General features: G+C 70.6%; 11 protein-coding genes. 3 read left to right on the top strand and 8 right to left on the bottom strand.

What is annotated here, in order from left to right; all coding sequences use genetic code 11:
• Positions 1 to 11 precede the first annotated feature (11 nt).
• The gene (locus tag V1260_RS06850; protein ID WP_442878135.1) at positions 12 to 1466 is read right to left on the bottom strand and encodes an MFS transporter; all 1455 of its coding nucleotides are present in this window, start codon (positions 1464 to 1466) and stop codon (positions 12 to 14) included.
• A gap of 490 nt (positions 1467 to 1956) precedes the next feature.
• Between V1260_RS06850 and V1260_RS06845 the strand changes: the two genes are divergently transcribed.
• Positions 1957 to 3444, top strand: coding sequence for a sodium:proton antiporter (locus tag V1260_RS06845; protein ID WP_329746064.1), 1488 nt, complete (start codon positions 1957 to 1959; stop codon positions 3442 to 3444).
• Between the two features lie 59 nt (positions 3445 to 3503).
• Positions 3504 to 4826 carry a Na+/H+ antiporter NhaA gene (gene nhaA, locus V1260_RS06840; RefSeq protein ID WP_329746063.1) on the top strand — a complete coding sequence of 441 codons (1323 nt, stop codon included), beginning with the start codon at positions 3504 to 3506 and terminating at the stop codon, positions 4824 to 4826.
• Positions 4827 to 4949: 123 nt separating this feature from the next.
• On the opposite strand, the gene V1260_RS06835 is transcribed toward nhaA, so the two are convergent.
• The 4 genes from V1260_RS06835 to V1260_RS06820 all read right to left on the bottom strand — a co-directional run bounded on the left by V1260_RS06835 (position 4950) and on the right by V1260_RS06820 (position 11372).
• Positions 4950 to 7550 (bottom strand): alkaline phosphatase PhoX, encoded by a 2601-nt coding sequence (locus tag V1260_RS06835; RefSeq protein ID WP_329746062.1) that lies wholly within the window; start codon positions 7548 to 7550, stop codon positions 4950 to 4952.
• 240 nt (positions 7551 to 7790) lie between these two features.
• Positions 7791 to 8204: a universal stress protein gene (locus V1260_RS06830; RefSeq protein WP_329746061.1), complete on the bottom strand. Its 414-nt coding sequence runs from the start codon at positions 8202 to 8204 to the stop codon at positions 7791 to 7793.
• Positions 8205 to 8236: 32 nt separating this feature from the next.
• A complete protein-coding gene (locus V1260_RS06825) occupies positions 8237 to 9691 on the bottom strand; it encodes an APC family permease (protein WP_329746060.1) in 1455 nt (484 codons plus the stop codon).
• Positions 9692 to 9797: 106 nt separating this feature from the next.
• On the bottom strand, positions 9798 to 11372 hold the full coding sequence (locus tag V1260_RS06820) for an LssY C-terminal domain-containing protein (RefSeq protein ID WP_329746059.1): 1575 nt from the start codon (positions 11370 to 11372) through the stop codon (positions 9798 to 9800).
• Positions 11373 to 11650: 278 nt separating this feature from the next.
• Between V1260_RS06820 and V1260_RS06815 the strand changes: the two genes are divergently transcribed.
• Complete coding sequence (locus tag V1260_RS06815) at positions 11651 to 12484, top strand: aldo/keto reductase (protein WP_329746058.1); 834 nt, start codon at positions 11651 to 11653, stop codon at positions 12482 to 12484.
• An 80-nt stretch (positions 12485 to 12564) separates the two neighbouring features.
• Here the strand turns inward: V1260_RS06815 and V1260_RS06810 are convergent, their stop codons facing one another.
• From V1260_RS06810 to V1260_RS06800, 3 genes are read right to left on the bottom strand one after another with little or no spacing between them, the layout of a single operon-like run.
• On the bottom strand, positions 12565 to 13320 hold the full coding sequence (locus V1260_RS06810) for an iron ABC transporter ATP-binding protein (RefSeq protein WP_329746057.1): 756 nt from the start codon (positions 13318 to 13320) through the stop codon (positions 12565 to 12567).
• The gene (locus tag V1260_RS06805; protein ID WP_329746056.1) at positions 13317 to 14429 is read right to left on the bottom strand and encodes an iron chelate uptake ABC transporter family permease subunit; all 1113 of its coding nucleotides are present in this window, start codon (positions 14427 to 14429) and stop codon (positions 13317 to 13319) included. The genes V1260_RS06810 and V1260_RS06805 overlap by 4 nt, the downstream gene beginning before the upstream one ends.
• Complete coding sequence (locus tag V1260_RS06800; protein ID WP_329746055.1) at positions 14422 to 15486, bottom strand: ABC transporter permease; 1065 nt, start codon at positions 15484 to 15486, stop codon at positions 14422 to 14424. Before V1260_RS06800 ends, V1260_RS06805 begins: the two co-directional genes overlap by 8 nt.
• Positions 15487 to 15524: the final 38 nt, after the last annotated feature.

Below are 15524 nucleotides of genomic sequence, written 5' to 3'. Positions count from 1 at the left end.
TCCCCCGCGCCTCAGCGTCCCGCGGCGTCCATGGCCTCGTCCTCGGCCTGGATCGCCTCGATCCCGAAGTCCTCCGGCTCCGACTCGGGGATGTCGGTGCCGTGCAGGGACGCGCCCGCGGTCTCCTTGAGGAAGACCAGGGCGACCATGCCCACCAGGCAGCCCGCCATGACGTACACCGCCGGGAACTCGAGGAACCCGGTCGACTCCACGACCGCCTCGTTGATCGGCGCCGCGGTGCCGCCGAAGATCGAGGTGAACACGTTGTAGGTGACCGCGAAGCCGGCGAAGCGCACATGGGCGGGGAACATCGCCGGGAAGGTCGCCGAGATCGTCGACAGCTGCGGGATGTACAGCAGGCCCAGCACGGCGAAGCCCAGGATCGCCAGGCCGAAGCTCTGCCCCATCAGCATGTACATCGGCACGGCCATGATGAACAGGCCCACCATCGAGAACCACCACATCCTCTTGCGGCCCACGCGATCCGAGAGCGCGCCACAGAAGGGGATCAGCGCCATCATCGCGACCTCGCCGATCAGGATGACCATCAGCGACTCGTTCGCGGACAGGTGGATCTTGGTCTCGAGGTAGCCGGGCATGTAGGTCAGCAGCGTGTAGTTCGCGATGTTCAGCGGGATCACCAGCCCCGCCATCACCAGGATCGGCCTCCAGTACTGCACGACCAGGTCGCGCAGACCGCCGGCGGCGCTGTCGACCGACTCGTCGGCCTCCTCCAGATCCTGGAAGACCGGCGTCTCGTCGAGCCGGGACCGCAGGTAGAGCCCGATCAGGCCCAGGGGTGCGGCGACGAAGAACGGCAGGCGCCAGCCCCAGGCCGCCATCGCGTCCTCCCCCAGCACCAGCTGCAGCACGAGCACCACCACGGTGCCGAGCGCGAAGCCGCCCAGCGTGCCGAACTCGAGGAAGCTGCCGTAGAGGCCGCGCCGCTTGTCCGGCGCGTACTCGGCCATGAAGGTGGCCGCCCCGCCGTACTCGCCGCCGGTCGAGAAGCCCTGCACCAGCCGCAGCACCGCCAGCAGGATCGGGGCGAGGATGCCGACCTGCTCGTAGGTGGGCAGCACGCCGATGAGGAACGTCGCGGCCGACATCAGGATGATCGTCATCGCGAGCACCTGCTTGCGACCCAGACGATCGCCGAGCGGGCCCCACACGAAGCCGCCGAAGGGGCGGGCCAGGAAGGAGATCGCCAGGAACGCGTAGGTCCAGAACAGGCCCTGCGAGCCCTCCGGGAAGAAGTGGACCGCGATGTAGGTGGCGACCACCGCATAGGCGCCGTAGTCGTACCACTCGGTCGCGTTGCCGAGGGCGGAGGCCGCGACCGCCTGGCGGATCGTCCGCCGCGGCGGCAGGTCCTCGAAGGCGGTGACAGTGCCGTCGGACCCCGAGGAGGTGGGGTCCGGCTGCCGGGGATCGGGCGTCGTGGGATCAGAGGTCGAAGAGGTCACAGACCGGTCGTCCGTTTCTCGCGCACGTGCCGCAGCACGCTGTGGCGGCGCTCTCCGCCGGCGGCCGACGAGCCGGGGCGCGGGGAGCGGCCGATGACAGGTGGCCATCGGACTGCCGGGCACGCGCACCCGGAGCGAGGTCGGTGCGCGGTGGACGCGCGCTGCGCATCCTCCCGACGAGCCCGTCCACCGTAGCGATCTCTCGCGCTCCTGGCCAGGCGGGCGGCCGACGGGGGCCGCTGGCTGCCGGAAGCCGCCGACACGCTCGGAGGTCGTTGTGCGACACTGGCCGCGGAGAGCCGGGAAGTCTGGTCGGCACGGGAGGTCCATCCCGTCCGCCCGTCGTCGATGCCGCAAGGACCCCAGCCCATGGCTCTCCCGTCCCTGTCCGTGCATACCGATGTGCGTCTCGGCCCCTCCTCACCTCGGCCTTCCGGCCCGTGCGCGACCGATTCCCACCGGTCCGCTCCTGAAGGTGAGGTGGCCCTCGGTGACGTTCCCCGTGTGGACCCTGATCCCGTTCGTGCTGATGCTGCTCGGCATCGCGATCTTCCCCCTGGTCCCGGCGATCGCGCACCACTGGGAGAGGCCCCGCAACCAGCTGACCTACGCGCTGGTGCTCGGCGTGCCGGTCGCGATCGGCCTGCTGCTGGCCGCGCATCCCGAGCTGCTCGCCCATGCGCTGATCGAGTACGTGCAGTTCATCGTGCTGCTGCTGGCCCTGTTCACGGTCTCTGGCGCCGTGGTGCTGCGCGGCGACCTGCCGGCCACGCCCCGGGTCAACACCACCTTCCTCGCCGTCGGCGGTCTGCTGGCGAGCTTCATCGGCACCACCGGCGCGGCCATGCTGCTGATCCGGCCGATCCTCGCCACCAACTCGGAGCGCCGCTACCGCGCGCACACCGTCGTCTTCACGATCTTCGTCGTCGCCAACTGCGGCGGGCTCCTCACCCCGCTCGGCGACCCGCCCCTGTTCCTGGGGATGCTCCGCGGGGTGCCCTTCACCTGGACCTTCTCGCTGTTCCCGCAGTGGCTGTTCGTGCTCGCGCTGCTGCTGATGACCTACTGGGCGCTCGATCGCCGCTACTACTCCCGCGAGACCCCCGAGGCGATCGCCCAGGACAACTCCCAGCGCCGCCCGCTCAGCCTCGGCGGCGCCCCGAACCTGATCTGGTTCGCGGTGATCATCCTGGCCGTGGCCCTCGTGCCCTCCCTCGACATCGACGCGGTCGCCCACGGACACCTCGAGGGCACCAACTGGGTGCCCTGGCGCGAGCTGGTCATGCTCGCCGCCGCCGCGGGCTCCTACGTGATGGGCTCGAAGCAGGTGCGCTTCGAGGAGAACGAGTTCAGCTGGTCGCCGATCGCCGAGGTGGGAGCCCTGTTCATCGGCATCTTCGTGACCATGGTGCCCGCGCTGCAGGTGCTGCGCGCCGCCGCCCCGAACTTCCCGCTCAACGAGATCACGATCTTCTTCTTCACCGGCGGGCTCTCCGCGGTGCTCGACAACGCCCCCACCTACGCGACCTTCTTCGAGATGGCCACGCAGGTCGCCGGGGAGCCGCGGGTGGCCGACGTCCCCGAGGTGCTGTTGGTCTCGATCTCCCTCGGCGCCGTGCTGTGCGGGGCGATGACCTACATCGGCAACGGCCCGAACTTCATGGTGAAGTCCGTGGCGGAGGACCAGGGCGTGCGCATGCCCGCCTTCTTCGGGTACGTGAAGGCGGCCTTCGAGTTCCTCGCCCCGGTGCTGCTGGCCATGGTTCTGCTGTTCCTCGCCGACCCGTGGTGGGCGAAGGCCCTCGGCGGCGTGGTGGTGGTGCTGGTGCTGCTGCGAGCGTTCCGCGACGCCACCGCCCCGCCGCCCCAGGTGATCAGCCGCGGCGCCCGCCGACGCGCCGAGGCCGCCCCGGCCGCCGACGCGACCGACGATCCCCGGACCCCTGACGTCGGCCCCACCGCGCCCACCTCCCCCTGAGCCGCCCTGCCGGGCGGCTCGACTCCGACCCACCGCCGCCCACCGCAGGAGGCTCCTCCGTGACCACTCCCCCCGCCCAGCCGTCCCGGCTGGGGACCTACCGCACCTACACCCGGTTCGAGGCGGTGATCACCCGCGCCATCCCCGGCGGGGCGCTTCTCCTCGCCGCGACGGTGCTCGCGCTGCTGCTCGCGAACTCGCCGGCCTCCGGCGCCTACCTCGCCCTGCGCGATGTCCACCTGGGATTCGAGATCGGCCCGCTGAACCTCGACCTCTCCCTCGCGCACTGGGCGGCCGACGGGCTGCTCGCGATCTTCTTCTTCCTCGCCGGGCTCGAGCTCAAGCAGGAGTTCACCGTCGGCGACCTGCGCAGCCCGAAGAAGGCCTTCGTGCCGATCGCCGCGGCCTTCGGCGGCGTCGCCGTGCCCGCGATCCTGTACACAGTGATCAACCTCGGCGGCCCCGAGGGCGCCGCGGGCGGCTGGGCGATCCCCGCCGCGACCGACATCGCCTTCGCCGTCGCGATCCTCGCGCTCGTCGGCTCCTCGCTGCCGGCCGCGCTGCGGACCTTCCTGCTCACCCTCGCGATCGTCGACGACCTCATCGCCATCACCATCATCGCGATCTTCTACACGAGCGACCTGCGGCTGTGGTTCCTCGCCCTCGCGATCGTGCCGATCGCCCTGTACCGGTGGCTGGTGACGAAGCACGAGGCCCTCTTCGCCCGGAACTACTGGAGCGCGTGGGTGATCCTGCTGCCGCTCGCGCTGATCACCTGGGCGCTGTTCCTGAACTCCGGCGTGCACGCGACCATCGCCGGCGTGGTGCTCGCCTTCCTCGTCCCCACGAAGAGCCTCTCCGCGCACACGCGCGAGCACTCCCTCTCCCACACCCTCGAGCACCGGCTGCGCCCGCTCTCCTCCGCCTTCGCGGTGCCGGTCTTCGCGTTCTTCAGCGCCGGCGTCGCCGTGGGCGGGCTCAGCGGCCTGGTCGAGTCGTGGCAGTCCACGGTGGCGCTCGGGATCATCGTCGGGCTCGTGGGCGGCAAGATCCTGGGCATCGTCGGCACCACCTTCCTGGTCACCAAGCTGACCAGCGCGCGGCTCGACACCGACCTGCGCTGGCCGGACATGATCGGCATGGCCTCGATCGCGGGCATCGGCTTCACGGTCTCGCTGCTGGTCTCGGAGCTGAGCTTCTCCGCCGAGGACCCGCTGCAGGACGTCGCCAAGGTGGGCGTGCTGACCGCCTCGGCGCTCGCCGCGGTGCTCGGCGCCGCGATCCTCCTGCCCCGCAACCGGATGTACGCGAGGCAGCAGCGGGAGTCCGGCGCGGCGCCCGACGGCTACGACCGCGGGGCGGACTGGGGCGCCGACGCCTGACCGTTCCGGCCGGCGTCTGACCCACCCGTCGGCGACCGCCCCTCGGTCGACGCCTGATCCACCCGCCGGCGAGAACGGCCCCGCAGCACGAGGCTGCGGGGCCGTTCCCGGTGAGACCGGGGATCAGCCGGCGCGGAAGGCGACGTTGCTCTCGGTAGCCATGCGCTGCAGGAACGCGGCGGTGGCGTCGCGGTTCATCGGGTTCAGCGGCCGGTAGGTGCCGTCGCTCCAGCCCTTGGAGACGCCGCGCTCCTTGAGCCAGGCGATCTCCTTCGCGTACATCATCGAGGGCTTGACGTCGGTGAACGGCGCGGTGGTCGGCTCCGCGATCTCGGGCGAGCCCGCGTACCGGTAGACGAACGCCGCCATGGCGTCACGGGCGATGGGCTGGGTGGGGCGGAAGGTGCGATCGCTCCAGCCGGTGGTGATGCCCATCTGGTAGGCCCAGATGATCTCCGTGTAGTGCTCCTGGCCCTTCTTGACGTCCTTGAAGGGCTCGCTGCGGGGCAGGTCCACCTCGGGCGAACCGGCGAGGCGGTAGAGGAACGCGGCCATGGCGTCGCGGTTCACCGGCTGCAGCGGACGGAAGGTGTCGTCCTTGTAGCCCTTGGCGATGCCGTTCTCGTAGGCCCAGATGATGGCGTCGTAGTGCTCCTGACCCTTCTTCACGTCGGTGAAGGGGTTCTCCGGCTTCACCGGCAGCACCTGGATGACGCTGGGCTTCGGGCCCTGGCCGTCGAAGTCGGGGAAGTAGGAGGTGTGCGCTCCCCACTCGCCGTCCTCGCCCGGGTGCTGGACCGAGACGAAGGCGGTCTTGTCCTGGTCGCGGATGATCGGGCCGCAGGTCTCGCCGTCCATCGGGACGGAGAGGAACTGCTCGACGCGGCCACGGGCCTCGCCGTCCAGGGTGACGCGGAACAGGCCGTCGTTGTAGCCGATGCCGGAGGGCGCGCCGTCGGTGGAGATCCACAGGTTGCCGACCGAGTCGAAGGCCAGGTTGTCGGGGCAGGAGATCGGAGAGACCTGATCCACCGGGAAACCGGAGAAGTAGGTCTGGTCGCCCTGCGCCGGATCGCCGCAGACCATCAGCAGGTTCCAGGAGAACTCGGTGGAGGTCTGGTCCTCGCCCTCGTCGATCTCGACGACGTGGCCGTCGCGGTTCTCGGTGCGCGGGTTGACCTCGTCGACCCCGGCCTTGCCCTCGGTGCCGCGGCCCGAGTTGTTGGTGCAGGCGACGTAAACGCGGCCGGTGTGCAGCGAGGGCTCGACGTCCTCGCAGCGGTCCATCTTGGTGGGGCCGACCTTGTCCGCCGCGAGGCGGGTGTGCACGAGGACCTCGGCGACGGTGAAGCCCTCGACCTTCGACTCGCCGTCGACGACGAGCGGCAGCCACTCGCCCGTGCCGTCGAAGGCGCCGTCGGACGGGACCTTGCCGGAGCCGTCGATCTCGCCGACCGGGGAGGTGCCGGTGAACTTCGCGACGTAGAGGTCGCCGTTCTCCAGGAGGGTCATGTTGTGCTTCTTGTTCCCCTCCTCGTACATGTCGCGGGAGACGAACTTGTAGAGGTAGTCGAACACCTCGTCGTCGCCGGAGTAGGCGACCACGCGGCCGTCGGCGGCGACGATGACGTTCGCGCCCTCGTGCTTGAAGCGGCCCAGCGAGGTGTGCTTCCGCGGGGTCGAGGTGGGATCGAAGGGGTCGACCTCGACGATGTAGCCGAAGCGGTTCGGCTCGTTCTCGTAGCCCTCGATGCGGGCGTCGTAGCGGTCGTACTTGCCCTCCCAGCCGCGGGCGGTCGCGGAGTCGCGCAGGCCGTAGCGCTTCTCGGCCTCGGAGGTGCCGGCGGAGCGGAAGTAGCCGTGGAAGTTCTCCTCGCCCGAGAGCAGGGTGCCCCAGGGGGTGAGGCCGCCGGCGCAGTTGCCGAGGGTGCCCAGGACCGTGCGGCCCTCGGGGTCCTCGACGGTCTTGACCAGGTCGTCGCCCGCGGCGGGGCCGGTGAGCTCGAACTCGTCGGTGAGCAGGATGCGGCGGTTGAGCTCGGCGCTCTTCAGGTAGGTGTAGGGCGAGACGGCGTCCTCACGCTCGAGCTCGACCACGGTGAGGCCGTGCGCGGCCATGCCGATCTCGATCGCGTCGTCGGCATCGGTGTCGGCCGGGAGCATGATGTTCTCGTTCGTGTACTCGTGGTTCACGAACATGACGGCGCGCTTGCCATCCGAACCCGGGATCTCCTGGATCTCGGTGTAGTCGTTGTTGTAGCCGAACTGGAGCTTCTGCGCCTCGGCGCTCTGGGCGTTCCAGTCGAACTCGGGGGCGTCGTCGAACAGCGGATCGCCCCAGCGGATGACGGTGTGCCACTCGAAGCCCTCGGGCACGGTGAACTCGTCGACGTCGGCGGCGACGGGGGCGATCGCGTCGAAGTCCAGCGCGGTGCCGTTCGGGGCCAGCGCGGGGGCGGGGCCGACGGGGGCGGCCGGGGCGGCGCCGCCCGCGGCGAAGGCCCCCTGGGTGCCGGCCAGGCCGATGGCGACCGCGGCGGTGGAGCCGCCCAGCATGGTCCGACGGGACAGCGCGCGGGAGGCGATGTCGCGGAAGGTGGGGTTGTCGGAGTGGTTGCACTCGCCGAAGGCGCACTGGCTGGCGCACTTGAGCTGGCAGGTCACGGCGGAGCGCTTGCCGCGCACCGCGTCCTTCATGAAGAGGGGCAGATCGATCAGGGCCATGGGGGGAGTCCTTTGCTGGTGATCTCGTTCCTCGCGCGCCGAGGGAGCGCGAGACGATCTGACGATGCGCCAGCAAAGTGAGGTGCGCCCCTCCCTCAGGGGACGCGGAGGTGAACAGCGCAGGACCGCACGGCAACGGCGGGCGATCCGGGGCTCGCCCGCCGTCGGCGGATATCGGGGCGTCGTGCCTGGTGGGGCGGACGGAGCGGTCGACTGATGGGCCGTCGACCCCCGTCGGCGTCAGACCCGGGTGGGCGGCACGAAGGTGTCGGGCTTGACCAGCACCACCGGCACCGGCGACTCGATCGCGACCCGCTGCGAGGTGGAGCCGAGCAGGATCTTGCCGATCGGGGTGCGCTTGCGGATGCCGAGCACCACGAGATCGACCGGATCGTGTTCGATCGCGTCGAGGATGTCGTCGGCCGGATCGTCGCGGCGGGGCACGGTGCGCAGCTCGTGCTCGAGACCGGTCTCGGCCAGACGCTCGGCCAGCGGACGCTGATCGGTGACCCCGCGGGCCTTGCGGGGGTCGGGGGCGCGCTCGGACGCGAGCACGAGCAGCGAGGCATCGCGGCGCTCGCACTCGGCGACGGCGAAGGCCAGCGCGGCCTCGCTCGTGGCGCTGGGGACGTAGGCCAGCAGGACGGTGGACATGGCGGCTCCTGGGGGCTCGGGAGGGGACGGGGTCAGTCGCGACCGAGGTCGTCGGGGTGGCGGAAGCGGGTGCGGCGGGCCTTCACCGCGCTGTTGTAGAACCAGGTGATCACATACAGGATCAGCCCGACCACGAGCAGCCCGCCCGCGATCACGTAGTTCTGCACCGGCTGAGCGATCGGGGAGACCAGCGCGAAGGACGTGATCGCGCCGATCACCGGCAGCACCGTCGGGGTGCGGAAGTGGGGCACGTCGACCGTGTCCTTGCGCAGCACCAGCACCGAGATGTTCACCAGGCCGAAGACGGCCAGCAGCAGCAGAGCGGTGGTGCCGCCGAGCGCCCCGATCGTCTCCTCGGCGAGCACGTAGCGCACCGAGAGCACCAGGGCGATGGCGAGGGCGGTCGAGAAGACGATGCCCGCCCACGGGGTGCGCCGCTTCTTCAGGACGCCGCGGAGGAAGCCCGGCAGAACGTCCTGCTTGGCCATGCCGTAGAGCAGGCGGGAGGCCATCATCATGTTGATCAGCACGGTGTTGGCGACCGCGAAGATCGAGATGAACGCGAAGATCGTGTCGATCGGGATACCGGGGGCGCCCTCCTTGACCACCTCGAGCAGCGGGGTGGTCGACTCGGTCAGCTGCCCGATCGGGACCACGGCGACCGCGAGGACGGAGATCAGCACGTAGATCACGCCGGTGACCGACAGGCCCGCGATGAGCGCCCGGGGGAAGTTCTTCACCGGGTCGACGGTCTCCTCGGCCATGTTCACCGAATCCTCGAAGCCGACCATGGAGAAGAACGCGAGCGCGGTCGCGCCGATCACGGCCATGAAGATGCTCTTGTCGTCCTGGGTCTCGAAGAGCACCACGCGCGAGAAGTCCGCCTGGCCCTTGCCGACGGCGAAGAAGCCCACGATGATCACGAGCGCCAGACCGGTCATCTCGATGCAGGTCAGGACCACGTTCGCCGTGACCGACTCGGAGACACCGCGCAGGTTGATCAGCGCCACGAGCCCGAGGAACACGAGCGCGATCGTCGTGGCGACGGCGCCCGCGGAGTCACCGAGCGACTCCTCGAGCCGGAACGCCTTCAGCACGTTCTCGGAGAGGAAGATCGCGCTGGTCGACGCCGACGTGATGCCCGAGGAGAGCACGGCGAAGGTGACCATGAAGGTGAGGAAGTGGATGCCGAAGGCCTTGTGCACATAGAGCGCCGCCCCCGCGGCCTGCGGGTACTTGGTCACCATCTCCACATAGGAGAGGGCCGAGACCATGGCGACGGCGAAGGCGATGAGGATCGGCAGCCAGCCGGCGCCGCCCACCTCGCCGGCGACCCGGCCGGTCAGCGAGTAGACGCCGGTGCCGAGGATGTCGCCGACGATGAACAGCAGCAGGAGCTTCGGGGTGATGGCCTTCTTGAGCTCGGGGTGGCCGTCCTGCCCGGCGGCGGGGCCGGGCGCCGCGGCGGTGTCTGGGGACGAGGTCATGGGAGTCCTCCCGGGATGCGAGGTCGATGCAAGTCCCCCGGGGGAGCGCGGAACCCCGAGACGAGGCGCCATCGCCCAGGGGACCCGGGAAGACCTGGCGGGAACTCTACTCCGTCGGCCCCGCGCCCCCGGTATCCCGGGGACCGGAGCCGCCCTGGTCGGCCCCCGGCTCGCGGCTGGGGAGCCGCAGGGTCTGCACCCACTGGCGCGAGGCGTCGGAGCTGATCGCGAGCACCCCGAGGGCGGAGGCGCCCGCGCCCACCAGCAGCGAATGGGCCACGTCGCCGAGGGTCGCGGAGGCGAGCAGCAGCCGCCCGACGGCGTCGGCCGTGAACAGGCTCATCAGCGCGATCCGCGCCCAACGGCTGCGGCGCAGCACCCCCACCATGAGCAGGACCTGCACCACCGCGACGACGCTGAGCAGTATCAGGCCCTCCGGGGAGGGCAGCAGCAGCGAGACGTCCGGGATCCGGGCCAGCAGGTCCACGCCCGCGAGGCGGTCCACCCACTCGGCGGTGAGGATCCCCAGCTGCAGCAGCACCAGCATCCCGGTGAAGACCACCGTCGGCGGCGGGAGGTGGTGGTCGGCGGCGCGGGCGAAGACCTCGTACACGTCGTCGACCGTGCCGTGCCACTGCGCGCTCAGCTCGTCGCCGATCTCCTGGGGGCCGCGACGTCGCGCCGCCGCGAGCGCCGACTGCGTCGCCGCCCGGGCGCGGGCCTTCATCACCGTGGTGCCCGTGGGCCGATGCCGCGGCAGCATCATCGCCGTCGCCCCGTCGGACCGCGCGGCGGCGCCCTCGACGTCGATCACCGGGAGGTGTCCGTCGGTGCGGAAGCGGTCGCCCTGCCCGTTGCGGTCGTGGTACGCGGTGGAGAACTCCTCGATGACCTCCACCTCGATCCGCGGATCGGCGAAGCGGACGGTGTCGATGAGATAGTCGCGCTCCACGTCGATGTTCTCGTCGATGCGATGCGTGATCTGCAGGGTGAAGAAGGAGAAGCCGACGGCGCGGTCGTAGGTGCCGGCCGCGAGCCAGTCCGTGCGGTACCCGCCCGGCAGCACGAAGTCGGGCGGCATCCGCCAGAAGCGCACGTGGTGCCGCTTCTCGGTGGTGCCGCCCACCTCCTGCTGGTAGGTGAAGTCGTGGCGCCGACCCATCAGGTACAGGTCCGAGACGGGGGCCGACGGATAGGAGCGGCGCAGCAGCGTCGAGCGCACCATCTGCCAGGCCGAGGACAGGGTGCGCTCCTCCGCGAGCACCCAGCCGGCCCGCCGCATCGCGACGTGCACGTCCCGCTCCGCCCCGTCGAGCGCGATGTTGATCGGGTCCGAGAGCACACCCTCGGTGGTGCGGGTGCGGCCGAAGAAGTAGTCCGGCAGGTAGATCCAGGTCATCAGCTGGTGCAGCCGGGGCAGCGTGATGTAGGTGAGCAGCAGCCAGAAGAGCACCAGGTACAGCAGCCGCACCGGGGTGAGCGAGAAGCCCTCGATCAGGTAGAGCAGCGCGAGCCAGATGGAGACGACCACACCCGCGACGATGAACAGGGTGTCGAGCAGCCCGTAGAGCTCGAAGCGGCGGCGCTCCGCGGTGTGGCCGAGCGCGTGGTCGTACTCGGGCGGGGCGTCGGGCACCGGGCGGTCCAGGGGCGCGAGCCGCGCCGTCCGCGCCGGGGTCATCCGGCGCTCCGCTCGGGCTGGATGCGCATGGGGTCATCGTACGGTCGGGACCTGGCGGGCCTCCCAGGAGCCCGCTCCCACCGAGTGCTGCATCCGGACCGTCACCCGTCGCCCGCTCCCACCGAGTGCTGCATCTGGACCGTCATGGCGGCACGGTGACGGTTCAAAAGCAGCACTCGATGCGGACGGCGGGCTGAAGGCGGCGGGCTGGGGGCGACAGGCGACGAGGCGCGTACGCTCGGGGGCGACCCTCACGCACCCCACCCCGGAAGGACCCCATGTCCCCCGTGACCTCCGTCCCCCTGAACGACGGCCGCTCCATCCCCCAGATCGGCTACGGCGTCTTCAAGGTCGACGCCGCGGTGACCGCCGACGTCACCGGCCAGGCGCTCGCCGCCGGCTATCGCCACATCGACACCGCGAAGATCTACGGCAACGAGGAGGGCGTGGGCCAGGCCCTGCGCGACTCCGGCGTGGCCCGCGACGAGGTCTTCGTGACCACCAAGCTGTGGGACGACGCCCACGCGCACGACGACGCGATCGCCGCGTGCGAGGCCTCCCTCGAGCGGCTCGGTCTCGAGCAGATCGACCTCTACCTGATCCACTGGGCCACCCCGTCCCAGGGGCAGTACGTCGAGGCGTGGAAGGCCCTGATCGAGCTGCGCGAGCGCGGCCTGGTCCGCTCGATCGGCGTCTCCAACTTCCCGCTCCCCCAGCTGGAGGAGATCATCGAGGCCACGGGCGTGGTCCCGGCCGTGCACCAGATCGAGCTGCACCCCTACTTCCCGCAGCTCGAGCTGCGCGAGGCCCATGCCCGCCACGGCATCGTCACCGAGTCCTGGGGTCCGCTCGGCCAGGGCAAGTCGGACCTGCTCGAGAACGCTGTGATCACCGAGATCGCTTCGGCGCACGAGGCGACCCCCGCCCAGGTGGTGCTCGCCTGGCACCTCTCCCACGGCATCGTGGCGCTGCCGAAGTCCGTCACGCCGAGCCGGATCGTGGAGAACCTCGCCGCGGCGGAGCTCGAGCTGAGCGCTGAAGAGGTCGCAGCGATCGACGCCCTCGACCGCGGCGAGGCCGGCCGCGGCGGCACGGATCCCGCCACCAAGTGAGCCGCTGAGGGCCGGGGCGCCACACAGGGGGCTCCCCGGCCTCGCCCGGCCCTGGCCCGGCCCGGGCGCGGTGCCCGCCGTCAGTAGTAGACGGCGAGCGGGCCCGTCGGCCCCTCGATCACCTGCACCGGGGTGTCGAACACCCGCGAGAGCACCGCGCCGTCCATGATCTGCGCGACCGGGCCCGACTCGACGACGCCGCCGTCCTTCATCGCGACGATGTGGTCCGCGTAGTGGGCGGCGAAGTTGATGTCGTGCAGCACCACCACGATCGTGCGCCCCAGCTCGCGGGCGGCGTCGCGCAGGCGGCCCATCATCTGCACGCTGTGCTGCATGTCGAGGTTGTTCAGCGGCTCGTCGAGGAGCACGTACTCCGTGTCCTGAGCGAGCACCATCGCCACGTAGGCCCGCTGGCGCTGCCCGCCGGAGAGCTGGTCGAGGTAGCGGCCCTCGAGGTCGTGCAGGCCCAGGAAGTCGATCGCCTCGGAGATCTTCTGCTCGTCGAGGGCGGTCAGGCGCCCCTTGGAGTAGGGGAAGCGGCCGAAGCCCACGAGCTGGCGCACTGTGAGCCGGGTGATGAAGTGGTTCTCCTGGCGCAGCACGGAGAGGATCCGGGCGAGGTCCTTCGAAGCGGTCGAGGAGACGTCGTAGCCGGCGACCTCGATCGCGCCCTCGTCGATGCCGAGCAGGCGCCCCACCATGGTCAGCAGGGTCGACTTCCCGGCGCCGTTCGGGCCCACGAGCGCGGTCACGCCGCCCGCGGGGATCTCGAGGGTGACCGGGCCGATGACGACCGACTCCGAGTACTGCTTGCGCACGCTGTCGAGGATGATCACAGGCGTCCCTTCCGCAGGAGGACGGCGAGGAACACGGACCCGCCGACGAGCTCGATGATGATGGAGACCACGCCCTGGGCGTAGAACACGTGGTCCATGAGGAAGTAGGCGCCGGCCAGGATCACGAAGCCCAGCAGGACGCCCACGGGCAGCAGCCGGCGGTGGTCGTGCGTGCCGGCCAGCTGGTAGGAGAGGGTCGCGACGAGGAAGCCGAAGAACGTCATCGGCCCGATCAGCGCCGTGGAGACGGCCATGAGCACGGAGACCAGCACGAGCGTGTAGATCGTCTGGCGGCCGTGGTCGACGCCGACGTTCAGGCACACGTCCCTCCCCAGCGCGATGACGTTCAGCCGCGAGGAGTTCAGCCAGATCAGCACGCCCGCGACGAGGCAGAGCGGGATCGCGAACGGCAGGTACTCAACGCTCGCGTTGTTCACCGAGCCGAACAGCCGCGCGGTGAGGACGTCGAACTCGCTCGGGGTGAGCAGGCGCTGCATGAAGCTCGAGACGGAGCCGAGCCCGCCGCCGAGCACGATGCCGATCAGCAGCATGATCTGCATGTTCGCGTACTTGCCGCGGAGCAGCCAGCCGTACAGCAGCACGGAGAGCGCGACCATGAGCGCAACCTGGGCGAGGAACTGGCCGGTGCCCTGCAGCGCCACGACCCCGGCGACGCCGAGGAAGTACACGGCCCCGGTCTGGATCGCGGTGTACAGCGACTCGAAGCCCATGATCGACGGGGTGATGATGCGGTTGCCGGTCACGGTCTGGAAGGCGATCGTGGCGATGGCCTGGCAGAACGCGGCGACGGCCATGACCACGAGGGAGGTCGCGCGCATCTCGGCGATGAGCCAGAAGCCGCGGGAGCCGACGGGCATGGGGTTGTCGAGGGCGAGGAGCCCGAAGCCGGCGCCGAGCGCGACGATCGCGAGGGCGGCCACGACGATCCGGTAGCGGCGCGCGGCGCGGCGGTCGGCGAAGGCGCCGGAGCTGCTGTGCGGGCGGTGGCCGGGGACGCCGAGCGGGCCGAGGTCCGCGGCGGTGTCGCTGGGGGCGGTCGAGACGACGTCGGCCGCGACGGAGCCCGGGGAGAGGAGCCGCTCAGCCATGTCGGCGCTGCTTCAGCAGGAGGGCGATGAACACGGCCGCGCCGAGCACGCCGAGGATCAGGGACACGGGCACCTCGAACGGCATGATGATCGTGCGCCCCAGCAGGTCGCACACGGTGACGACGGCGATGCCGAGCAGGCACACCCAGGGCAGGTTCGAGCGCAGGTCGTCGCCGCGCATCATCGAGACGATGTTCGGCACGATCAGCCCGAGGAAGGGCAGGTTGCCGACGACCACGGTGACGACGCCGGTGGCGATCGCGACGAGGCCGGTGCCCATCAGCATCACCCGCTGGTAGTTCACGCCGACGTTCGTGGCGATGTCCTCGCCGAGCCCGGCGACGGTGAGCCGGTCGGCGACGACGAACACGGCCACGCCCACGGCGGCGACGATCCACAGCACCTCGTACTGGCCGCGGAGCACCGAGGTGAACGAGCCCGCGAACCAGACGCCGAGGTTCTGCAGCGCGTCGAACTGGAGCGCGACGAACGTGGAGACGGAGCCGACGACCGCCCCGAGCATGATGCCGATGATCGGCACGATGAGCGAGGAGCGCAGGGTCACGCGGCGCAGGAACAGGAAGAACACCATGGTGCCGACGAACGCGAAGCAGATCGCGACGATCATCTTCGTGAGGATGCTCGCCTGCGGGTCGATGACCAGCACGAGGATCAGCCCGAGGCCCGCCCATTCGGTGGTGCCGGTGGTGGTCGGCTCGACGAACCGGTTCTGCGTCATCAGCTGCATGATCAGGCCCGACATCGCCATCGCGGCGCCCGCGAGGACCAGCGCGAGGGTGCGCGGGATGCGGGTGATCGCGAACATCTGCCCGCCGTCCTCCGCGCCGAAGATGTCGTAGACGCCGGTGAGCAGCGAGGCGACGAGCAGCAGCGCGACGACGGCGATGCCGATCAGGAGCTTGCCGTCGACGAGCCGCTCGCGGCCGCGGCGGCGGGCGGGCGACGGCGCGTCGGCCGGGGCGGCCGACGCGGTGGGGGCGGCCGACGGGGGCGCCGACGCGGAGGGGGCCGCGCCGGCCTGGTCAGATCTGGTCATGGTGCATCCGGGGCGTGCGGTCGGGGCGGGACGCCGAG

This window comes from Brachybacterium sp. J144 (assembly GCF_036321705.1).
In the GTDB taxonomy this organism is placed as follows: domain Bacteria; phylum Actinomycetota; class Actinomycetes; order Actinomycetales; family Dermabacteraceae; genus Brachybacterium.
This window is presented reverse-complemented; position numbering and strand designations above follow the sequence as displayed.

Excerpts from the sequence above, each read along its gene's own strand:
- V1260_RS06800 (WP_329746055.1), bottom strand. The coding sequence starts at position 15,486 with ATGACCAGATCTGACCAGGCCGGCGCGGCCCCCTCCGCGTCGGCGCCC.
- V1260_RS06815 (WP_329746058.1), top strand. The coding sequence starts at position 11,651 with ATGTCCCCCGTGACCTCCGTCCCCCTGAACGACGGCCGCTCCATCCCC.
- V1260_RS06805 (WP_329746056.1), bottom strand. The coding sequence starts at position 14,429 with ATGGCTGAGCGGCTCCTCTCCCCGGGCTCCGTCGCGGCCGACGTCGTC.
- V1260_RS06830 (WP_329746061.1), bottom strand. The coding sequence starts at position 8,204 with ATGTCCACCGTCCTGCTGGCCTACGTCCCCAGCGCCACGAGCGAGGCC.
- V1260_RS06820 (WP_329746059.1), bottom strand. The coding sequence starts at position 11,372 with ATGACCCCGGCGCGGACGGCGCGGCTCGCGCCCCTGGACCGCCCGGTG.
- V1260_RS06835 (WP_329746062.1), bottom strand. The coding sequence starts at position 7,550 with ATGGCCCTGATCGATCTGCCCCTCTTCATGAAGGACGCGGTGCGCGGC.
- V1260_RS06825 (WP_329746060.1), bottom strand. The coding sequence starts at position 9,691 with ATGACCTCGTCCCCAGACACCGCCGCGGCGCCCGGCCCCGCCGCCGGG.